The organism is Wolbachia endosymbiont of Drosophila pseudotakahashii (genome assembly GCF_026015925.1).
Taxonomy (GTDB): domain Bacteria; phylum Pseudomonadota; class Alphaproteobacteria; order Rickettsiales; family Anaplasmataceae; genus Wolbachia; species Wolbachia pipientis.
Genome location: NZ_CP110359.1, coordinates 157,479 through 178,311, shown reverse-complemented (window position 1 = coordinate 178,311; position 20,833 = coordinate 157,479). Strand labels below are relative to the sequence as shown.

Sequence of the window (20,833 nt, the reverse complement as noted above, 5' to 3'; positions counted from 1 at the left end):
AGAACTGGCAGTTACTGACAAAATTCATTATAAATAGCCATTTAACTGTTGAAGAAAAAATATGCCACAAAAAATGAGAGTCAGTAACTGCCATGAATATAACAAATTTCTCCAAGAAAGAGGAAGCATTTTTTGTTATATCAATGACGCCGTAGAAAATTGGTACGAGAATTGTCCAAAAATGCAGGGCGGCAACTATATTTATAGTGATAAAGTTGTGATTTTGGTGCATATAATCGTCAGTTTCTTTAGAATTGGTTTAAGACAAACAGTCGGGTTTATAAAAGGGTACTTGCAACAAATAGGAAGAGATTTGGCAGTTATCAGCTATTCACAAGCATCAAGAAGGTTTAAGAAACTTAATATTAAGATAAATGATTGCAGAATTGATAAAAATAATATGGAAGATATCGAAATTGCTATAGACAGTACAGGAATTAGTATATACAACAACACTCCTGGTCACAGCAAGGAAAATAGCACTGACAGAAAATATCGTGGCTATGAGCAAACGAGAAAATTGCACGTAATGTTGAATATAAACAACAAAAAAGCCATAGCTGTAAAATACAGTAATGGTGTCTACTCTGATCACTATGGAGCTTGTGATTTGCTAAAAGAAGTTGATTTTCAGCATGCCATAAAAGCACTATATGCAGATAGAGCATGTGATAGGCACAAGTTTTATAAGTTGTGTAACAAATATGATATAAAGACAAAAATTCCACCAATAAACAATGCGGCAGAACATCCAGAAATAGATTATATGTCTGACAGGAATGCTGCTATTAGGTTAATAAAATTATACGGTGAAGATGGCATGAAAGAATGGAAAAAAGAAGTAAATTATGGGAAAAGATCTTATATTGAAGGGTTTTTCTCAAGATTAAAGCAAATATTCGGATTTAGTTTTAGGAATAAATCTGAGATAAATCGAGAAAAAGAACTGCTAATCAAATGCTATTTGCTTAATAAATTCACTGATATTGGTATGGCTAAATTTGAGATAGTTACATGAATTTACCATAAATCACCATCTCATAAAGTGTGATGCAACAAAGCCATCCCAGTGTCACGCACTGGCATGACACCCTTTTCTTCCTATAGTTGTCTTTTCTCGTCTACCTTATTTTGCCACTCTGCTGAACAGATACATAACATTTGCTATACAGAAACTCTGCGATACCAAAATAAATAAAGAGGTACGCCACTTGCAGTGAATAAGCTTGCGATCAGCAAGGTATTCACAGAAGTTTCAAATATTACCCAGCAGCAAAAGGTTGTTGCTATACTGCCAATTAAAAATTTGTAACAACTCTTTTCTTGCACAATAACTTTGAGAAAAGCAAGACTGCATGCAAGGTAAACAAATAAAAATGAAACTACAGAAAAGTCGATAATTGATGTGATCTGCTTAGCAAAATTGTTGCTTGAAGTGAGGATTAGTAAAGTTGCAGTTCCAAGTGAGCTAGTTGTTATGCCCCAGAAAGGAGAACCGTGCTTGTTTCTTTGAGCAAAAAACTGTGGCATCAGTTTATCTTTTGCAAGGCCAAGGGCCACTTGTCCACTAGCTAGTACCCAAGCGTTTAAAGTACCAACACAAAAAATGAACGCAGTTATAGAAATAATCAAGTGCCAATTGCCAGAGGCCATAATTTTTATTGCGTCAACATATGGTGCTCTTGAACTTGCTAAATCATTGCCATTTATTAATCCCATAATTGCAAGATTGTTGATAAAATACACAACAGCAACAGAGATTGTTCCAAGTACCACAGCTCTTGGTATTGTTCTAGCTGGATTATCAACTGACCCTGCAGGTGCTGTTGCCAATTCAACTCCAATAAAACCCCATAGAGTAATAAGTGTAGAACGGGCAAGAATCTGCGATGTTGTAAGATTTGATATTTCTTCACTTATGATGAAGTTATTTCTATCAAAAAAAAACAATGCTGCTATAGGTATTACAAGCAATACAGAAATTTTTATCACCGTCAATAAAAACTCAACGCGTCCAGCAGTAGCTACTCCTCTAAAATTTATTAGTGTAATAATTGTAAGTAATAACATCTCTAAAAACAGATGTACGTTTTGAATATCTTCATGGAAAAATGGTGTAAGATAACCAACACCCACAACTATTACGGCTGTTGTGCTAACCCATGAGATCACCCAATACGTCCAACCAACAAAAAAAGCTGCAGCAGGGCCAAAAGCATGCTTTACATAGACGTGAGGGCCACCCGTTTCCGGAAATTTTGCGCAGAGTGAGGCAAAAACTAAAGCAAGAGATATAGCACCAAGCCCTGATATTATCCAGCTTATAAGGCTATACATGCCATATGGAGCAAGGCTAATTGGAAGCATAAAAATTCCAGAGCCAATTTGGCTGCTAATCACTAAGGCAAAAATAGCCCAAAAACCTATTTTATTTGACACAATAATTTTTGTTTAAATGGATTAACAATATACCCTAAACTCAGAAATTTCAATTGATCTTTTAACATAAAAACTTGCATTTTTTTCAATTTATTCCTAAAATAGATTATATTAACAGATTATTAAGAGGGGGTTATGAATCCGAGATTAAAAGCATTTTTGATTGCACTTTTGTTTCTCGTGTATCATTTAAATCTTCTTGTTAACTATATCCTTGACCCGATTCTAGTTCGTCCCTTTGAAAGATTATACAAAAACTTAATTGTTGATGGTCTTTATGCCTATTTATCTACAAGCACTTCTAGCCCTGCACTAGCATTTTTGGCTACAGGTTTTATTGTTATTGCTGCGTTTATTTGCCTGAATAAAATGCTTCTTCCCTTGCAAGAGAAGATCATAAACAACTATACCTCCTTTAAAAACAACAATATTGATAGCAATAGCATGTTGTTTTAGGTTTATAAAGATCCAACAATAAAATTAAAGGACAAAATCTTATTCTTCAGTATACACTTGATATATTACCTACAGCTTCCATTTTTGTATATTGCATCAAAGGTATCAGCTCTACGTGGGTTTCTTATATTTAATTTTGGTTTATTATTGTTAAATTATGCACTGCTAATTCCAGTAGCACTTCTTGAGTTAATAAAATATCCATCAGTAAAACTCTTTTCACCTTTGGGTTTGAATGTAAAGCAGCTAAGCTTTTTGTTTAATGTAAGTGATGTGGGTACTAGTAGTCAGAGCGTTCATACTAGAAGTTTTCAGCAAATCGTTATTGAATGTGCCAAAAAATTAAAGGAAGAACATGGTACGCCGTTAAATGAGTTGGATGAAGAGTTTAAAAGTTATATAAGCGGTTTAACAAGTCAGCAAAAACGAATGATAGAACCTTATCTAAGATTGGATGGTTATGAAACTGGGGAGTGGGTAAATTGGGTAGATTCACAAACCGAATTGACATTGACACAGGCTATAAATTTAGTTTTAATTGCGGCAAGAGAGCAAAATGCAGACGTAGAACTATTGAAATCTATATTACTGGTTCGCTTTGAAGAAAGTAACCGCCAATGTGGTCCTGGAATGCTTCTCCGTATTATTTATGCATTAAGTGGCCTTGAAGCAGAAAACAACTTTGCAGCTCAACTGGAGCCTCAGCTAATGGGGAAGTTGGCTGGTAATGCTACTAAAAGATTTCTTGAGAAATATGTGGATAAGCACTACCATAAAATAAAAGTTTTGAAAGAAAATTTTGATAATTTGTATTCACCAAGTTCTGGGGTGGATTTGAGCAACGTGAGTGATGAAGTAAAGGACGGCATTTCTTATACAAGAGATGCTATAAAAGAATTCGTGTTTAAGGAATTATATGTAAAGTTTTATAACGACTATGGGGAGCATATTCAGAGAGGGCAGATAAAACAAAGTTAAGGGAGTTAATAACGGATGAAGTCGTAGACGCGGCAATATATTCTAAAATAGATGAAATAGAAATCCCTGCAGAACCACCTACTTATCTTGAAAGAGTAAAAGCATTTTTTGGAGGTCATGCAAGGTCTTCTGCTGCTTAGTGGTTTAGTTCGTGCTATATAGCTAAACTAACTTAGATTTACTGACAATTTTAAAACAACAAATTCGTCATTCCGCTAATAGTTAGCGGAATCTATACCGCGAATGAATCCATAGCTGTACGAACATTGTGATTTGAGAGCAATTTCCACAAGGGAGGGTGTCATTCCAGTGCTTGGCACTGGAATCCAGCCTTTATTATGCAGCCACTTGGTTGAAATTAAGTCTTCTGGATCCCAGTGTCTAGGCACTGGGATGACACCATTTGCTGTGCAATTTACCTTCAAAAATGAATGTTCGTACAGCTATGGAATGAATCGTGGTATGACGCGTTAGCTATAGCTTTGTCCTCCCTTTTCTAAATGGCTTGCAAGCTGCTATCTCTACAAAAACTATATTTTTCTTCAGAAGAGAGTTATATTGTAACTATGGACAAAATAATCATAAAAAAATTTGGTGGGACTTCGCTAACTGATTTAAACCGAGTTGCAAATTTGATAAAAAACGATATTGAGAAAGGTTGTAATGTAATCGTTGTTGTATCTGCTGTTGCAGGATTTACTGACCAAATGGTTTTTCAGGCTAGGCAAATCTCAAATTTAAGTTATAGACAAGAGTTATCAGAGTATGACGTTATGCTTTCAGCAGGAGAACAAATCTCTTGCGGTCTATTAGCTATCACTCTCCAATCGATCGGAGTTAATGCTAAATCGTGGCTTGCCTGGCAGTTACCAATTGTAACTGATGATTTTTATTCTGAGTCTAAAATAAAAACAATAAAGATTGAACGTGTGAAAAGATCTTTTGCTGAGGGTTATACTGCTGCGATCATTGCTGGTTTTCAGGGTATAAATGATGATAGAATCACTACTTTTGGAAGAGGAGGCTCTGATATATCAGCAGTTGCCTTCGCGGTAGCCTTTGGTGTTAGAACTTGCGAAATTTTTACTGATATTGATGGAATATATACAGCAGACCCGAGAATTGTTCCAAAGGCACGCAAGCTCAAATTTATCTCTTACGATGAAATGTTGGAAATGTCGTCATCTGGTGCTAAAATACTGCATAATCGTTCAGTACAACTTGCAATGAAACATAACATTAAAGTGCAAGTGCTATCCACTTTGAAGGAAGTAGAAGGCACCACAGTGCTACACAAAAGGGATGTACTAGAGAGATACTTAATTACTGGAATAACTTATAGCACTAATGAAGCTCTTGTAACTTTCACTAACCTTGCAAATAACTTGCGTACTTTAAGAGATATAGCAGGAGCAAACGTTAAAATTGATATGATACATGGGTCAAGTTTTGTTATCTCCAAATTTGATATTGATTTAATGGAAAAGTTACTGAATAAGAATGAAAATTATGCTATAAACGATAATGTAGCTAAAATTTCAATAATTGGTATTGGTGTTATGTCTAACACTGAAGTGATGCACCGCACACTCAAGGTTTTAAGCGAAAAAAAGATAGAAATACTTGCTATCACAACATCTGAAATCAAAATCAGTATAATTGTTCAAAAAGAATGCGCTGCAGCTTTAGTCAAAGATTTACATACTGAGTATGAGCTTGATATGCAGCACTAGGATAGGCTTGACGTCCAGTTGTCTAAGAGTATGTCTTGAAAAGGAATGAGGAAAAAAATATGATAGTGTAAGTAAAAAATAGGAGGGAAAATTGTATCCAAGTGATATAAGTGATAAGGAATGGGAAATTTTGGAGCCACATGTTGCACAAGGAGAGATAGGGAGGCCAAGAAAGCACAATATCAGAACAATTATTAATGCAATAAGGTATATAATGAGAGGTGGTTGTCAATGGAGAATGCTGCCGAAAGATTTTCCTCCATGGAAGACGGTGTATGACTGTTTTCTCAGGTGACGTAGTAATGGCAAATTGGAAAAAATACATAATATGCTAGTAAAAGAGGTAAGAAAAATGTTTGGTAAAAATGAAACACCTTCAGTAGGAATAATTGACAGTCAATCAGTAAAAACCACTCAAAAAGGGGATCCAGAGGATATGATGCTGAAAAAAAAATAAAGGGTAGAAAACATCATATTGTTGTAGATACAGTGGGCTTAATTATTGCGGCTGATGTTCATAGTGCAAGTGTTCAAGATCGTGATGGTGCTCTAAATCTTTTCACTCAAGCTAAATACAAGGCTCCAACTTTACGTAAGTTTTTTGCTGATCAAGGATACATAGCAAAACCGCTGTTTATTGGAGACAGGATACGATTACCAAGAAAGCTGTTGATGTTACAGGATTTTTCGACAATCTGGACCACAATTTAGCACTGCAGGCTATCAAGAAGCACACAGACTGCAAATGGGTCATACTGTATGTTGAAAGGTGGATGAAATCCCCTATTCAGCAAGCAGATGGCAGTAAGGTAGTTAGGGAAAAAAGGAGTTCCGCAAGGAGGTTCAATAAGCCCAATCATTTCAAACATATTTATACACCATGCATTTGATATATGGATGAAACAAAATCACCCAACAGTACCATTTGAAAGATATGTGGATGATGCGATAGTGCACTGCAGAACTAAAAGACAGGCAGAATTTATGCGAGCAGCAATCGAAGAAAGATTGGCACAATGTAAGCTAAAATTGCAACCTGATACCAATGCCATTCCAAAACTCCATCATTATACTGCCTTAGTATAACCTTCTCACTTCTATTGTCTATTTGTTTGTTATGTAATAGAAATTGGTATGAGATTGAAGAATTAAGTGTGAACGGTTACAGAATTTTTGCCAGGAGAAACATATAGTTGAAGTAATTCAGATTTGTAAGATATGTTTATCTGCAATTATAGCTTCAACAGTAGGCAATGTTGCTTTTAATTACCTCAACATTTTCTCTTGGCAATTCTTTAATGAACCGAGAAGTGCGCATCGGTTGCCACTGGTTGTTAATTTCCCTCCTATCTGCACATGAAATGATTAACCTTTCCTTTGCCCTGGTTATGCCAACATATGCAAGTCTTCTTTCTTCTTCTAAAGCTTTACCACTTTTGTCATCAAAAGATCTTTGATGAGGAAATAATGCCTCTTCCCAACCAGGTAGAAACACGCACGGGAATTCAAGTCCTTTGGCTGCATGAAGAGTCATAACATATACGGTGTCATCGTTATTCATATTATCCACTTCCATCACCAGACTTATATGCTCCAAGAAAGTTGTGGCATTATCGAAATTTTTTAAAGATGAGATGAGCTCTTTAACATTTTCTATTCGTGCTAAGCCTGTTACCTCCTCATTTTCAAGCATTTCAATATATCCTGATTGGTTTGCTACGATTTTAACGAATTCATGCAGTGGTTTTACGCTTACTATTTCTTCCCAAGCTTTAATTTTATTTAAAAAATCGTTGAGTGAGAGTTTAATTCTTTCGGTTACCTGATTACTATTAACTAATATTTTTGCTGCCTCAAAAAAAGAAATTTTGTTATCCTGAGCAGTCGTGTATATTTTCTTTAGAGTTGTAGCTCCTATGCTTCTTTTTGGCCGATTTACTATCCTTTCGAAAGCTAAGTCATCGTTATTGTTTGTAACAAGTCTTAAATATGCAATTATATCCCTGACTTCCTGACGTTCGTAGAATTTTACGCCACTTATAATCTTGTAGGGAATTGAATATTTTATAAAATACTCTTCGAGAACTCTAGTTTGAAAAGTGGCCCTTACCAGCACTGCAATGTCACTAAATCTGTATTTATTGAGTTTCAATATCTGTTCGCTTATGAACCTTGCTTCAGCTTTCCCATCCCATAATTTTATTAGATTTACCTTTTCCCCTTCAATGTTTGTTGTCCACAATTTTTTTTCTAAGCGAGTCTTATTGTGATTGATAACATATGACGCAGTTGCAAGTATGTGGGATGTTGACCTGTAGTTACACTCTAGTTTAACGGTTTTTGCATTTTTAAAATCATCAGAAAACTTCAAAATATTTTCAACTTCTGCACCACGCCAACTATATATCGACTGGTCATCATCTCCTACACAGCAAATATTTGAGTGCTCTTTTGCAAGGTATTTTAGCCAAAGATATTGTATCGCATTTGTATCTTGATATTCATCTACCATGACATATTTAAACTTGTTTTGGTAGTAGGACAGAACTTCGGTCTTTTGATTAAAGAGCTGTATGTTATATAGCAATAAGTCACCAAAATCGACAGAATTAAGGAATTTCAACCTTTCCTGATACTGGTGATAGACCTTGAGTGCAGTTACATATACTGGCCTAAATGATTGAATATCTTCCACTTCAGATGGCAATAAGCACTTCTCTTTCCATTGCTGAATAATATTCATAATGGTCTTACATTTTTCTGATAGGTAATCAGGATTTATTTCATTGATAATATTTTTTATTACCTGTAATTGGTCATCCACACCAATGATTGTAAAATTGGGGTTTAAGCCCACAATTTCTGCGTGCATGCGCAAAATTTTTGCTGCAATTGCATGGAAAGTGCCAAGCCATGGTATATTTGTGCCCGTTAGCTCAAGTACCCTTGATACCATCTTATTTGCTGCTTTATTTGTAAATGTAACTGCTAATATCTCATCAGAATAAGCGTGACCGTTTCTAATTATGTGTGCTATTCTTGAAGTAATCGTTCTTGTTTTTCCCGTCCCGGCTCCTGCCAGTATCAAAACTGGTCCATCTATGTTAGTTACAGCTGATTGTTGTTCTGGATTTAGCAGTGAGAGATAATCGTTCATCGTAGCCCTATAGATTATAATTTCGTAAAGTTAAACCTATGATTGAAATATTGTAAAGGTTTTATTGAATAGAACAGTTAAAGAATGCTTCACTCAAGTACTACATATTTAAACGTAGGTTTTACATCTATTTTGTTTTAGTAGTTTCAGGTGTATGTTGAGTAACAACAACTTGATTTGAGGTATTGGCACCAGAACTTCTGCTTGTTGGGTGGATAAGTGGAGTTTGGAATGGCTTATATGTACGCCTTCATTTCTATTTCTTCAGCTTTATAATAATTTAAAATGGAGCTGGAGCTTTGTAGTACAATGTTTTCAAACGTTTAATATAATATTGACTTTACCACGATAGTCACTTTAAATTAGTAACTATTGTTGCAGTTAAAGTATCGATGCCTTTTTTCTTTTATTTTTTTGCAATTCTCAGCATTTTATCTGCTGTATGCGTAATTAGTGTAAGAAATCCTGTGCATGCAGTATTATTTTTAATTTTCACCTTCGTTAACTCTGCAGTTCTTTTCATTCTCCTTGGAGCTGAGTTCATTGCTATGATGGTGATGATAGTATACATCGGTGCGGTTGCGGTGTTGTTCCTCTTTGTAGTTATGATGCTCGATATTGACTACATAAGGTTGCGCCAGGGTTTTGCAAAGCATTGCACTCTTGGTGCTATGTTGTGTGTTGTGTTTTTTCTAGTCATCAGCTTTGTAATCCGCAGCTCAGCACCGAATATAAGCAATGTTATAAACTATAATACCAATAATGTGAAAGCTATTGGTAATTTGCTGTATACCGACTACATGTACGCTTTTCATCTTTCTGGTATTCTGCTGCTTGTTGCAATTGTCGGTGCAATTGCTCTTACTTTGCAGAACAAGAAAAAAGGAGTTAAAAAACAGAATGTATTAAAGCAATTGACACAATCTTCATCTGTAAAATTGATTAAGGCTAAATTTGGAAAAGGAGTAGAATGGAAATAGGATTAAATCACTTTTTGATAGTTGCTGCTGTTTTGTTCACTATTGGAGTGTGCGGTATTTTCATCAACCGTAAGAGCATAATCAATATATTGTTATCAATAGAAATATTATTGCTGGCAATTAATATCAACTTAGTTGCTTTTTCTGCCTTTATGAATGATATAGTTGGGCAAATTTTTGTGATGTTTGTGTTGACTGTTGCGTCAGCAGAGTCAGGAGTTGGGCTTGCAATATTGGTTGTATATTATAGAAGCCGTGGCAATATAGATGTTGAACAAGCAAATTTAATGAAAGAATGAAAGTATGATGGATATACTGAAATTAATAGTATTTTTGCCACTTTTTGGTTCGCTATTTGCAGCACTTTTTAGAAAAAGTCAGTTAGTTACAACGGCAGGGATTGGAATATCTGCAGTTTTATCTTGGTATGTTTTTCTCACCTTCTCTGAAAATTATCACTTGAGTTTATTTCCTTTGTTTTCATTGAGCATCTTAAAAGTAAATTGGGCAATTAGTGTGGATGCTCTCTCATCCTTAATGCTTATTGTTATTACCACCGTTTCACTGGTAGTACATCTCTACTCTATCGGTTATATGGAGCATGATAAGGGGAAGTCGAGGTTTTTTTCTTACCTATCGCTATTTACGTTTTGCATGATTGTGCTGGTTGTAAGCGATAATTTCGTGCAGCTTTTTTTTGGCTGGGAAGGGGTTGGCTTATGTTCTTATTTACTCATAGGATTTTGGTTCCAAAAATATTCTGCAAATAATGCAGCAATTAAAGCATTTGTTGTGAATAGGGTAGGAGACTTTGCACTATTGATTGGAATCTTTCTTGTTTATTATACATTTCACTCTTTGAATTTTACTGAAGTTTTTGACACAACTGATCTTCTTGGCACGCAGAACATTAGGGCATTCTGCTGTGAATTCAAAGTAACTCATATAATATGCATATTACTTTTTATTGGCTGTATGGGTAAATCTGCACAGCTTGGTTTACATGTTTGGTTGCCAGATGCAATGGAAGGGCCAACTCCTGTTTCTGCACTTATTCACGCAGCAACGATGGTAACAGCAGGTATATTTTTAGTAGCAAAGTGTTCTTCATTGTTTGAGTTATCAAATGTGGCACGAGAATTAATAGTTATCGTTGGAGCACTCACTGCTTTTTTTGCAGCCACCGTTGCAATTACTCAGAACGATATAAAGAAAATAATTGCTTATTCAACCTGCAGTCAACTTGGTTATATGTTCATGGCATGTGGGCTTTCTGCTTACAATGTTGCTATTTTTCATTTAATGACACACGCTTTTTTTAAAGCTCTACTATTTCTTGGTGCTGGCAATGTGATTCATGCAATGCATCATGAGCAAAACATTCAGAAAATGGGAAATTGCTGGAAGAAAATCCCTTGCACTTACGCTCTCATGTGGATTGGATCTCTTGCGCTTTCTGGGATATTCCCATTTGCAGGTTTTTATTCAAAGGATTTGATAATTGAACATGCTTATAGCACGGATAGCTTTGCTTTTGTAATAAGCTTAGTTGTTGCATTCTTCACAGCGTTTTACTCTTGGAGGTTATTGCTTCTTGTGTTCCACAGCCAAAAACAAAGTAAAATTAATATACATGAGGCACCAAAGATTATGCTTATACCATTACTGATACTCGCTTTTGGATCAGTATTTTCTGGAATATGGGGAGCAAATATTTTGAACATAACTAGTAATGCGTTTTGGAAATCAAGTTTAGTGATGATTGATGAGCATGGAGTTCATAATTTCTTTATAAAACTACTGCCAACCTTAACAAGCCTAAGTGGAATAGCACTTGCGTACCTAATTTACCAATATCAAGTAATTAGGCAAATTAAAAGTAAATTTTTACTTAAGTTTTTGCAGAATAAATGGTACTTTGATGAGGTGTATGAGTTTGTTATAATTGCACCGATAAGGTTTATATCTAGGCTTCTATGGAAGTTTGATGTTAAGGCTATTGATTCATTTGGACCAAATGGTGTTGTAAGGTTGGTTAATGAATGTTCAAAAAGTTCTATAAAGTTACAAACTGGTTATATATTTGATTATGCATTTATTATGTTTGTTACTTTAATAATCGGTGCTTTATATATTATTGGAATTAAATAGAAGGTGTTGTTACTTAGTATATTTTTGCTTCCACTGATAGGAGCGTTGATTTTATCCTTAATCAGGATTAATCATCAATCTATACACTTAAGATTCCTTGCTCTATTTTTTGCTGTACTTCCATTTTTGCTTAGCATTGTAGCTTGTATAGAATTTGATTATAACGATGCGGACTTTCAGTTTGTCAGCTACCCAATTAGAAATGTTGGAATAGGGATAGATGGTATATCGTTGCTTTTCCTTCTGCTTACAACTTTCTTGTTTGTAATTTGTATACTCTACAACTGCAAAATGAGTTATACAACCCTTAGGCTATGTATGGCATTATTTCTACTGCTTGAGAGTTTTGTAGTCGGTTTTTTCGTTTCACTGAATGCTATAAGCTTTTATGTGTTTTTTGAAGCTGTTTTAATACCAATGTTCTTTATTATTGGCATCTGGGGAGGAAAACACAGGGTATATGCAACGTTTAAGTTGTTTCTTTATACATTAACTGGCTCATTATTATTTCTACTTGGATTGGTTTACATCTATAACATTTTTGGAACGTTTAATATACAAAAATTAGCTACATTAGTGCCAAGCCTTGATCTTGAAGTGCAGTCATTGCTGTGGATTGCATTTTTTATTTCTTTTGCAATAAAAGTACCGATGTTTCCATTTCACACTTGGCTTCCTGATGCGCATGTACAATCACCAACTTCTGGATCTGTGATTTTAGCTGGCTTGCTTATTAAAATGGGAGGATATGGATTTTTAAGGTTTTCTATTCCAATGCTTCCTCAGGCAAGTTTATATTTTTCAAATTTCGTTGTTGTGCTGAGCATTATTGCGGTGATATATGCTTCGCTAGTTGCGTTTGCTCAAGATGATATAAAGAAGTTAATAGCTTATTCTTCAATAGCACATATGGGGATCGTTACTGCTGGCCTCTTTTCATTTTGTGAGGAAGGAGTACTGGGTAGCATATTTCAAATGATTAGTCATGGCCTTATTTCTGCTGCTTTATTTTTGTGTGTTGGAATGCTATATACTCGAACTGGAACTTTGGAGATTGCAAAATATTTTGGCATAGTAAACACAATGCCAAAATTTGGTTTTATGTTCATTTTATTTTCAATGGCTTCAATAGGGCTACCTGGAACATCTGGATTCATAGGTGAGTTTTTGGCTATGGTTGGAATGTTTAAGAGCATAGGGTTTTTTACAGGATTTATCGCACTTGGCACTATTTTAAGCGCAGTTTATATGCTGAATTTATGTAAGCAAATAATATGGGGGGTTAGCTATTCTAAATTATTAAATAACCGCTTGGATAGCATAGAATTTTCTGTCTTAATTCTGCTTGCAGTGTTTGTTATTTTGCTTGGATTCTACCCAACCCTTGCACTGAATTATTTGAAGCCATGTATGGCAAATTTGTTAGTCAAATATAATGCGCTATGAATTATATACAGATATTGCCGGAAACGTTCTCTATTATCTCCTCGTTAGTGTTGCTACTGCTTGGAATTATATTTAACCGCCGAACTATCAACTTATTAGCACTTGGCTGCACAGTGGTAACTTTGATTATTTTAATTATTTCGGCAGAAAACAATGAAATTTTTCTCTTTAATTCGTTGTTAAAACTCAATTTATACATCAGGTCAGCCCAAGGGTTAATTCTCAGCACAGGAATTTTAATACTTTTGATGCTGAATTTATCAAAATATGACTATAAATATGAATTTTCAATACTGATTCTTTTTGCGCTATTTGGCATGATAACTTTGGTTTCAGCAAATAGTCTGATTTCTTTTTATTTAGCTTTTGAGTTGATGAGTATATCTTTGTATGTTCTTGCGAGCTTTAATAAAGATTCAGCTTATTCATGTGAAGCAGGAGTGAAATATTTTACACTTAGTGCACTATCTTCCTGCATTATGCTATATGGAATGTCGCTGCTTTATGGATATACAGGACAAGTCAATTTCTCTGAGCTCGGTTCATTCTTGCAAAGCCATCAGATAACTTATGGAATAGTTTTTGGATTAGTCTTTATCCTAATTGGTTTGTGTTTCAAGCTTGCTATTGCTCCTTTTCATATGTGGGCTCCAGATGTCTATCAAGGTGCACCTACCATAGTAACTGCGTTTTTTTCTACGGCCCCAAAAGCTGCACTTGTAACATTTTTAATTCGATTGATGAATGAAGAGTTAGTAAATGTAAAAAGTTATGTTCAGCCTATTTTCTTATACGTTTCAGCATTGTCTGTGCTTATCTCAGCTTTTGGGGCCTTATGTCAGCAAAACTTAAAAAGGCTGCTTGCTTACAGTTCAATTGGTCACATTGGTTTTATATTTGCTTCACTTTCTATTTTTACACAAGCAGGAACAGATAGTGCCTTAATGTATCTGGTGATATATATCATCACAAGCATAGGGCTATTCTCATATCTCGTACAAATTGACGATGACGATTGTGATATTGCAAATTTATCTGGTATAGGGAAGAAACGCCCAATTGTAGCATTTCATCTTTCTGTGCTGTTACTCTCAATGTCGGGAATACCTCCACTTGCTGGGTTTTTCGCTAAATTTTTTATATTCAAAAGTTTAATAAATTCTGGCTTTATCAGCCTGTCCTTGATCCTTGTAATAGCGAGTGTGATATCATGCTACTATTATTTAAATATCATGAAAGTTATGTATTTTGATAAAGCTAGTGGTAATAAGGTTGCTTATTCTAAGGGTCTATTCATTATCACTTCAGTGGCTTCACTGATCAACCTCGTTCTTTTCTTGTATGTAGAAGATCTTTACTCACTCATTGAACTAAAGGGCTGACAAGGTGATCCCTGAGGGCTTTCATATTCATCATTACAAAGAAGTTTCAAGCACTAATAAAGAAGCATTGGATTTAATTGATAAAGGAATATCAAATGAAACCGTTATTATTGCCGATAAACAAACAGAAGGCAGGGGGCGCACCGGAAAAAGTTGGGTTTCTCCAGAGGGTAATTTTTATGCGAGTTTGGTGATAAACCTCTTTAACGATTATCTGAATGAAAGCCAGCTTTCGGTGTCATTCCAGCGCGTGACGCTGGAATCTAGAAAAAAAGAAGAATGGTCAAGCACACAACTGTACAAACGTTGTGGTATTCCCACCAAGGATGATGTCATCCCAGTGCCCAGACACTGGGATCCAGAAAACTTAATTACAAATGGGCACATCAGGCAACTGTGTAATAAGAACTGGATTCCAGTGTCATGCACTGGAATGACACCACATACCACCTGCAAATTGCAGTGTTCGCATAGTTATGTGTCAAACACTGGGGAAAATACTGGGATGACAGAAAGAGGTTTAATGAATCAAGTTAGCAAATTAACAGAATTGACTTTTGTGACTGCTCTTGTTGTAGGGAATACTTTACTGTCATTTATGGATGATAGTAACATTCAATATAAATGGCCAAATGATGTCCTAGTTGATAGTAGAAAAATCAGTGGAATATTGCTTGAAAAAAGATCCAATTCGAATTGGCTTATTGTAGGAATTGGAATTAATGTCAATCATGCACCACTTCCAGGAACAACGTGTATTAGCAATTACGGTGAATCTGTGTCTAACATAGATCTATTAGAGAAATTAATAATAAATTTTAATAAGCTAAGAAAGCAATGGCTGTTTGATGGGTTTTATGCTATAAGAAAAATGTGGCTCACAAGAGCATTCAAGATGAACGAGCAAATCAGTGTAAAGTTAGCTGACAAATTGTATGAAGGAATTTTTGCTGATATAGATAAAAGTGGTAAATTGGTGTTGCAGCAAAAGGATGAAAGCTTAATTTATTTTGATGCAGGTGAGTTATTTATTAACGATATATTATGAACACGTATGTGATTTTTGCTTACCTTATTAGTCTTACATTGATTACCGGAGAACTGATTCTTACCATTTCTTGCTATATTAAAAGTAAAAAAATTCTAGAAAGCCTGAAAGATAATAATGAAGAAGAAACATAAGCGATTACTTATAACTTCAGGAATTTTCTGCTTTTTAAGCTGCATAGTCTTTTTTATTTTAACAACGCTCAAAGAAAACATCTCATTTTTCTATACAGTAAGTGAGGCAATAGTTTTACAAAATAGTCAAAAACTAATCCGTGTTGGTGGAATGGTTGTTGAAAATAGCGTGATACGGAGCGAAAGTGAAGTAATTTTTCAAATGACAGATTTTAACAAAAGCGTTGTGGTAAAATATCAAGGGATACTTCCACCAATGTTTTCAGAAAAAAGTGGTGTTGTTGTGCAAGGTAAAATGTTTGATAATAGTACTTTTCTTGCAGATACAGTGTTTGCAAAACATGATGAGAACTATATGCCGAAAGTTTTAAAACAGATTCCCTAATTCAGCTGTATTGAAACGATATGTAGAGAGAGTAACAGCCCACTGGGCTATTACTTTTTTTCTTATATGAATTCAGGAGCATCCATTGGTGGCGGTTCTAGCGAAGATTTTAAATCGTTAATTTCTTTTATTAGCTCCTCAAGCTTACTCCTTTCTTCTGTTAGCATGTCATTTAATTGACTGATAGAGTTGCTATTGTTATGCAATACATCATCCAATTCAGGAACGAATTTCGTGTTCAGCTCTGCGATTAATTTATCTAAAGCTTTGTGGACATAACCAAGCTGCGCTGGATTTCGCGCAACTGTTTCATCATAACCTTTAGGTTTGGTGTTAACTTCTATTTTGCTTATTACTTTAAGTTCGTTTTTGCTTTCTTGTTTACTATTATTCATGCTAACTCCTATAAAAAATTATAATTTCAAAATCAACTCAGCTATATTGAAATGATATGTGGAAAGGGTAACAGCCTGATATCAGGCTATTACCTTTTTTATTAAAGCAATCCGTTCTCTTCACCAGTAATATGGAGTAATGGAGGAGCTTCTCCAATATCTGGAATCGAATTCCTAAGATCTGCAAGTTCACTGTCTATACTACTTGTCTTGCTGCCTATACTATCTATGGTTGATGATAATTGTGTTATTATACCACTTTGAATTGCACTATCCATATTTTCGTCATACTTATTAATGCTGTTTATCAAGCCATCATAAAAATTTTTAAGGTGCTTGATGGTCAATGTAATTTGTGGCATCTTATCAATCTCTTCTTGTGTCATATCCTTAGTTATATCAAATTCTTCCTTTGTTTTACCACTGACAATCTTCTTTATTACTGGCTTTTCAAAGCTTGGTTTATCAAACTTCGGCTTCGAAAGTTGTAATGTATTATTTGATTCAACTTCTTCACTAGAATATAATTTTATATTTTTATTCATAATAGTTACCTCCTATAAAAAAACTACTTATCTTTATAAATCACTACTATACAAATAACAGTGAGTCATTATTAATGTCTACTATTGTAAAGTCTGGAGCCTGTCCAATGTCTGGCATATCGTCCTTGATTTGCTTGAGCATCTCAATCATTTCCTTGTTCTGTTTACTCTGCTCTTCAAGTTTCTCTTTTAATGCATCAATAATAGCTTTAGACTGATCCTTACTGCCGAGATCACCAATCACAGCTGTCACTTTCTCATAAGGCAGTTTGTGAATGATATCTTTAAGCTCTTCTGCACCCACGTTATCCAAAAGTTCCTTAAACTGCTCATTAGACATATTGCGAGCAAAAGCTTGAAGTTTCTCTGGGTTGTTAGCTAAAGACTTAATGATAATCTGGATCCTATTAGAATCAGTTAAATCCTGAGCAATTATGCCAAGTTTATCATGATCAAGCTTATTAACTAAGTCTTCCAGTTGTTCTTTTCGCAGACTATTTACTAAAGCTTTTAACTGGTCACCTTCTAATTCTTTGGAAAGTATCGTCAAGTGGTGCTCAGCCAAGTCTTTTGCAAGCACTGTAAATTGCTCGTCATTTAAAATTTTAATAAGTGCTTTGAACTGATCCACTTTTAAGTGAGATAAGATTTCTTTTACTTGCCCTGGATTTAAGTCTCTAACTAGAGTTTCAAGCTGAGCATCATTTAAAATAGGAACAATTATTTGTAATTTTTCTGGATTTAGTTCCTGAGCAAGGGTTTGTAATTGGTGATTGGTTAGATGATCTACTAAAGCTCGTAGTTGGTTATCTGTTAAGTTCTTTGCTAAAGCTTGCAAATGGTTTGAGCTCAGTTCAGGAATGATTTTTTGTAGCTGTCCATCCGTTAAATTCTGTGCAAGAACCTGCAGTTGATTTGAATTCAGTTCAGGAATTATTTTTTGCAGTTGCTCGTTACTAAGAGTATTGGCAAGGGTCTTTAGTTGGTCGTCTGTTAGGTCCTGAATAAAGACTTTGGTAAACGCGCTTGATAGCTTCTCTGGCATATTAGATGATATTATATCTTTTATTGTTTGTTCCTTGCTCTGTAATTTAATATATTGGAGTGCCTTATTGTCAGGTGTATCAATAATATTTCCTTGATCATCTGAGAAATAATATTTATTAGTACCTGACTCTTCCCATGTTACATATTGATATTTCACTGGTTGTATCCCAAGAAAGTGCCGATATATACTATGAGAAGATTCTGATACTTTGTAGTCAACTGATATCTTCATTAATTTGTCATTGAGATATGCAAAGGAATGCGAGTTATTTACATAATCGAGATCAGCATTTCTAAATGGCACGACCGGAAATTTACACTTTGTGATTAGATCTCCTTCTTTATCACAACGGTAAGATGTTTTCTCCAAATCTTTTCCATTTTCCTTTATACATACAACAGGTTTAAACGGACCATCATTCCAGGCATCGCAAAATTTTATAGGTAAGCCTAGTGCTATATTGTCTTTATCATCAAGTGGTATAAACCCAATTTTAATAAGTTTATCAAAAATTAACCCCCCGCTATCTGCAGAATCTTGAAATATCTTCAATCCAGTCTCGTTAAGCACCTTTTTTCCAGGCACCATCTTAAAAACATGTTTTTTTCCACTCATAGGTGTTACCAATAAATTCATTGTTAGTATTCTAACATTTATTGATTAATTTATTGTTAAGTTAGTATATATCAGAATTATAATAACAAATATTACTTGCGTAGAGAAAAGTTATAGAAAGAGGGATTTTTTAGGGAACTAGTGTAAAATACTCATGGACTAAAATAGGCTGACTTTATGATATGTTAGAACCTATATTGGTGGAGGCAAGCGGGATCGAACCGCTGACCTTCTGCGTGCAAAACAGATGCTCTACCAGCTGAGCTATACCCCCAGGTAATTCTTGCTTAAAGCATAAATCACTCAGGCTGAAATGCAAGAAATATTTATCTATTAGGCTATTGCTAAATAGTGTACAAATTCTGTAGGGTGTACACACTTCTCTATTTTTTTGTCTCCTTAGCGTTATACGTCACACCATCCAAATAAATCTGTGAACTGAAAATTAACAAGAAGTTTTCCTTTAAAAATTTTTTAACTAAATTATCACTAACGCAGTATATTATATAATTTATTTAACCACACATGAAAATTTTAGTTTGATTAAAACGGATAAAAACTGTATTGATGTTTAGTATAGCTGAAAAATGAAATGATCCCGTAGCTCAGCCGGTAGAGCAACTGACTTTTAATCAGTGGGTCACGCGTTCGAATCGCGTCGGGATCACTCACAAATTTTGAAAAACATGCTAAAAGAACAAGACAAAATATTCACCAACCTAAATGGTAAAGAAACTCCACTACTTGAGGGTGCAAAAAAACGTGGTAGCTGGCAAAAGACAAAGGAGTTACTAGATTTAGGATCAGCAAAGATCATTGATGAAGTAAAGAAATCTGGTTTGAGAGGTCGAGGGGGTGCAGGATTTTCCACCGGCCTTAAGTGGAGCTTTATGCCCAAGAATCTTCCAAAAGCATATTTAGTAGTCAATGCAGATGAGTCAGAACCTGGTACATGTAAAGATAGAGATATATTGCGATATGAGCCACATAAGTTACTTGAGGGAATTCTCCTGGCCGGCAAAGCGATCAGCGCATCAGTTGCGTATATTTATATCAGGGGTGAATTTTATAATGAATATTTAGTTCTAAAAAAAGCACTTGAGGAAGCCTATAAAGAAGGTTTAATTGGAAAAAATGCCTGCAAATCAGGTTATGATCTTGATGTGTTTATCCATAGGGGCGCAGGAGCTTACATATGTGGGGAAGAAACAGCTCAACTCGAATCAATTGAAGGAAAAAAGGGCTTTCCTCGCATGAAGCCTCCATTTCCCGCAGGTGTTGGACTTTTTGGCTGCCCAACCACAATAAACAACGTTGAAACTATAGCCATGGTTCCAGATATTCTGAATCGCGGAGGAGAATGGTTTACATCTCTTGGTAAACCAAATAATACTGGTACCAAGGTCTTTTGTATTTCAGGACATGTAAACAACCCGTGTAATGTTGAAGAAGAGCTCGGAATTCCATTACGTGAATTAATTGAAAAATACGCAGGTGGAGTGCGAGGAGGTTGGGATAATTTACTTGCTGTAATACCTGGTGGGTCTTCAGTGCCATTAATTCCAAAATCTATATGCGATACTATTGAAATGGATTTTGATTCATTAAGAACTGCACAATCAGGGCTTGGTACTGCTGCTGTAATAGTGATGGATAAATCAACTGATATAATAGCTGCAATAGAGAGGTTATCACACTTTTATATGCATGAGTCCTGTGGACAATGCACACCATGCCGTGAAGGTACTGGATGGATGTGGAGGATTATGAAGAGGATGGTGGCAGGAGATATTAAACCTGATGAAATAGATAAGCTGCTTGACCTTACAACTCAAATAGAAGGACATACAATTTGCGCGCTTGGCGATGCTGCAGCTTGGCCGATTCAAGGATTAATAAGACATTTTCGCCATGTTATCAAAGAGAGAGCGATAATTTAAC

Annotated in this window: 21 protein-coding genes, 2 tRNA genes and 1 pseudogene; 17 read left to right on the top strand and 7 right to left on the bottom strand. The window is 35.2% G+C overall.

What is annotated here, in order from left to right:
- The first annotated feature begins 61 nt into the window (after nt 1-61).
- Nucleotides 62-1,018 carry an IS5 family transposase gene (locus ONI09_RS00895; RefSeq protein WP_265013977.1) on the top strand — a complete coding sequence of 319 codons (957 nt, stop codon included), beginning with the start codon at nt 62-64 and terminating at the stop codon, nt 1,016-1,018.
- Nucleotides 1,019-1,164: 146 nt separating this feature from the next.
- Here the strand turns inward: ONI09_RS00895 and ONI09_RS00890 are convergent, their stop codons facing one another.
- Nucleotides 1,165-2,439 (bottom strand): APC family permease, encoded by a 1,275-nt coding sequence (locus ONI09_RS00890; RefSeq protein ID WP_265014139.1) that lies wholly within the window; start codon nt 2,437-2,439, stop codon nt 1,165-1,167.
- Between the two features lie 135 nt (nt 2,440-2,574).
- On the opposite strand from ONI09_RS00890, the gene ONI09_RS00885 reads away from it, so the two are divergent.
- Entirely contained in the window at nt 2,575-2,895 is a 321-nt protein-coding gene (locus ONI09_RS00885; RefSeq protein WP_265014138.1) for a hypothetical protein, read from the top strand.
- Between the two features lie 84 nt (nt 2,896-2,979).
- A complete protein-coding gene (locus tag ONI09_RS00880) occupies nt 2,980-3,873 on the top strand; it encodes a hypothetical protein (RefSeq protein ID WP_265014137.1) in 894 nt (297 codons plus the stop codon).
- A gap of 254 nt (nt 3,874-4,127) precedes the next feature.
- Here ONI09_RS00880 and ONI09_RS00875 read toward each other — a convergent pair.
- Nucleotides 4,128-4,304, bottom strand: a pseudogene (locus ONI09_RS00875) (WPE palindromic element domain-containing protein); the annotation flags it as partial.
- A gap of 135 nt (nt 4,305-4,439) precedes the next feature.
- Between ONI09_RS00875 and ONI09_RS00870 the strand changes: the two are divergent.
- The 4 genes from ONI09_RS00870 (at nt 4,440) to ONI09_RS00860 (ending at nt 6,692) form a co-directional block, all read left to right on the top strand.
- Nucleotides 4,440-5,606: an aspartate kinase gene (locus ONI09_RS00870; RefSeq protein WP_265014135.1), complete on the top strand. Its 1,167-nt coding sequence runs from the start codon at nt 4,440-4,442 to the stop codon at nt 5,604-5,606.
- A gap of 91 nt (nt 5,607-5,697) precedes the next feature.
- Nucleotides 5,698-5,901 carry a transposase gene (locus ONI09_RS00865; protein WP_265014134.1) on the top strand — a complete coding sequence of 68 codons (204 nt, stop codon included), beginning with the start codon at nt 5,698-5,700 and terminating at the stop codon, nt 5,899-5,901.
- Between the two features lie 158 nt (nt 5,902-6,059).
- Nucleotides 6,060-6,317, top strand: a complete 258-nt coding sequence (locus ONI09_RS06880; protein WP_406848665.1) for a transposase — start codon at nt 6,060-6,062, stop codon at nt 6,315-6,317.
- A 135-nt stretch (nt 6,318-6,452) separates the two neighbouring features.
- Nucleotides 6,453-6,692: a reverse transcriptase domain-containing protein gene (locus ONI09_RS00860; protein ID WP_320109958.1), complete on the top strand. Its 240-nt coding sequence runs from the start codon at nt 6,453-6,455 to the stop codon at nt 6,690-6,692.
- A 154-nt stretch (nt 6,693-6,846) separates the two neighbouring features.
- Here ONI09_RS00860 and ONI09_RS00855 read toward each other — a convergent pair whose 3' ends face one another.
- Entirely contained in the window at nt 6,847-8,763 is a 1,917-nt protein-coding gene (locus tag ONI09_RS00855; RefSeq protein WP_265014133.1) for an ATP-dependent helicase, read from the bottom strand.
- A gap of 392 nt (nt 8,764-9,155) precedes the next feature.
- Here ONI09_RS00855 and ONI09_RS00850 point away from each other — a divergent pair, with 392 nt between their 5' ends.
- Genes ONI09_RS00850 through ccmE form a run of 8 tightly spaced genes read left to right on the top strand, consistent with a single transcriptional unit; the run spans nt 9,156 to nt 16,289 of the window.
- Nucleotides 9,156-9,743: an NADH-quinone oxidoreductase subunit J gene (locus ONI09_RS00850; protein WP_265014132.1), complete on the top strand. Its 588-nt coding sequence runs from the start codon at nt 9,156-9,158 to the stop codon at nt 9,741-9,743.
- Nucleotides 9,734-10,042, top strand: coding sequence for an NADH-quinone oxidoreductase subunit NuoK (nuoK, locus tag ONI09_RS00845; protein WP_265014131.1), 309 nt, complete (start codon nt 9,734-9,736; stop codon nt 10,040-10,042). The genes ONI09_RS00850 and nuoK overlap by 10 nt, the downstream gene beginning before the upstream one ends.
- A gap of 4 nt (nt 10,043-10,046) precedes the next feature.
- On the top strand, nt 10,047-11,894 hold the full coding sequence (gene nuoL / locus ONI09_RS00840) for an NADH-quinone oxidoreductase subunit L (protein ID WP_265014130.1): 1,848 nt from the start codon (nt 10,047-10,049) through the stop codon (nt 11,892-11,894).
- Nucleotides 11,895-11,897: 3 nt separating this feature from the next.
- Nucleotides 11,898-13,340 (top strand): complex I subunit 4 family protein, encoded by a 1,443-nt coding sequence (locus tag ONI09_RS00835; RefSeq protein WP_265014129.1) that lies wholly within the window; start codon nt 11,898-11,900, stop codon nt 13,338-13,340.
- Entirely contained in the window at nt 13,337-14,722 is a 1,386-nt protein-coding gene (locus ONI09_RS00830) for an NADH-quinone oxidoreductase subunit N (RefSeq protein WP_265014128.1), read from the top strand. The genes ONI09_RS00835 and ONI09_RS00830 overlap by 4 nt, the downstream gene beginning before the upstream one ends.
- Before the next feature lie 4 nt (nt 14,723-14,726).
- Nucleotides 14,727-15,770 carry a biotin--[acetyl-CoA-carboxylase] ligase gene (locus ONI09_RS00825; protein ID WP_265014127.1) on the top strand — a complete coding sequence of 348 codons (1,044 nt, stop codon included), beginning with the start codon at nt 14,727-14,729 and terminating at the stop codon, nt 15,768-15,770.
- Entirely contained in the window at nt 15,767-15,904 is a 138-nt protein-coding gene (locus tag ONI09_RS07040; protein ID WP_006012903.1) for a CcmD-like small membrane protein, read from the top strand. The genes ONI09_RS00825 and ONI09_RS07040 overlap by 4 nt, the downstream gene beginning before the upstream one ends.
- Nucleotides 15,888-16,289: a cytochrome c maturation protein CcmE gene (ccmE, locus tag ONI09_RS00820; RefSeq protein ID WP_012673317.1), complete on the top strand. Its 402-nt coding sequence runs from the start codon at nt 15,888-15,890 to the stop codon at nt 16,287-16,289. The genes ONI09_RS07040 and ccmE overlap by 17 nt, the downstream gene beginning before the upstream one ends.
- 62 nt (nt 16,290-16,351) lie before the next feature.
- On the opposite strand, the gene ONI09_RS00815 is transcribed toward ccmE, so the two are convergent.
- The 4 genes from ONI09_RS00815 to ONI09_RS00800 all read right to left on the bottom strand — a co-directional run bounded on the left by ONI09_RS00815 (nt 16,352) and on the right by ONI09_RS00800 (nt 19,166).
- The gene (locus ONI09_RS00815; protein WP_265014126.1) at nt 16,352-16,684 is read right to left on the bottom strand and encodes a hypothetical protein; all 333 of its coding nucleotides are present in this window, start codon (nt 16,682-16,684) and stop codon (nt 16,352-16,354) included.
- 101 nt (nt 16,685-16,785) lie between these two features.
- On the bottom strand, nt 16,786-17,229 hold the full coding sequence (locus tag ONI09_RS00810) for a hypothetical protein (RefSeq protein ID WP_182320993.1): 444 nt from the start codon (nt 17,227-17,229) through the stop codon (nt 16,786-16,788).
- Nucleotides 17,230-17,275: 46 nt separating this feature from the next.
- Nucleotides 17,276-18,892, bottom strand: coding sequence for a magnesium transporter MgtE N-terminal domain-containing protein (locus ONI09_RS00805; protein ID WP_265014125.1), 1,617 nt, complete (start codon nt 18,890-18,892; stop codon nt 17,276-17,278).
- Nucleotides 18,893-19,090: 198 nt separating this feature from the next.
- A tRNA-Ala gene (locus ONI09_RS00800) sits at nt 19,091-19,166 on the bottom strand.
- A 320-nt stretch (nt 19,167-19,486) separates the two neighbouring features.
- Here ONI09_RS00800 and ONI09_RS00795 point away from each other — a divergent pair.
- A tRNA-Lys gene (locus tag ONI09_RS00795) sits at nt 19,487-19,559 on the top strand.
- Nucleotides 19,560-19,578: 19 nt separating this feature from the next.
- The gene (nuoF, locus tag ONI09_RS00790) at nt 19,579-20,832 is read left to right on the top strand and encodes an NADH-quinone oxidoreductase subunit NuoF (protein WP_264707386.1); all 1,254 of its coding nucleotides are present in this window, start codon (nt 19,579-19,581) and stop codon (nt 20,830-20,832) included.
- Nucleotide 20,833: the final 1 nt, after the last annotated feature.

Coding starts and splice junctions, on each gene's coding strand:
- ONI09_RS00830 (WP_265014128.1), top strand. CDS start 13,337: ATGAATTATATACAGATATTGCCGGAAACGTTCTCTATTATCTCCTCG.
- ONI09_RS00895 (WP_265013977.1), top strand. CDS start 62: ATGCCACAAAAAATGAGAGTCAGTAACTGCCATGAATATAACAAATTT.
- ONI09_RS00805 (WP_265014125.1), bottom strand. CDS start 18,892: ATGAGTGGAAAAAAACATGTTTTTAAGATGGTGCCTGGAAAAAAGGTG.
- nuoF (WP_264707386.1), top strand. CDS start 19,579: ATGCTAAAAGAACAAGACAAAATATTCACCAACCTAAATGGTAAAGAA.
- ONI09_RS00810 (WP_182320993.1), bottom strand. CDS start 17,229: ATGAATAAAAATATAAAATTATATTCTAGTGAAGAAGTTGAATCAAAT.
- nuoK (WP_265014131.1), top strand. CDS start 9,734: ATGGAAATAGGATTAAATCACTTTTTGATAGTTGCTGCTGTTTTGTTC.
- nuoL (WP_265014130.1), top strand. CDS start 10,047: ATGATGGATATACTGAAATTAATAGTATTTTTGCCACTTTTTGGTTCG.
- ccmE (WP_012673317.1), top strand. CDS start 15,888: ATGAAGAAGAAACATAAGCGATTACTTATAACTTCAGGAATTTTCTGC.
- ONI09_RS00870 (WP_265014135.1), top strand. CDS start 4,440: ATGGACAAAATAATCATAAAAAAATTTGGTGGGACTTCGCTAACTGAT.
- ONI09_RS00885 (WP_265014138.1), top strand. CDS start 2,575: ATGAATCCGAGATTAAAAGCATTTTTGATTGCACTTTTGTTTCTCGTG.
- ONI09_RS07040 (WP_006012903.1), top strand. CDS start 15,767: ATGAACACGTATGTGATTTTTGCTTACCTTATTAGTCTTACATTGATT.
- ONI09_RS00855 (WP_265014133.1), bottom strand. CDS start 8,763: ATGAACGATTATCTCTCACTGCTAAATCCAGAACAACAATCAGCTGTA.
- ONI09_RS00850 (WP_265014132.1), top strand. CDS start 9,156: ATGCCTTTTTTCTTTTATTTTTTTGCAATTCTCAGCATTTTATCTGCT.
- ONI09_RS00815 (WP_265014126.1), bottom strand. CDS start 16,684: ATGAATAATAGTAAACAAGAAAGCAAAAACGAACTTAAAGTAATAAGC.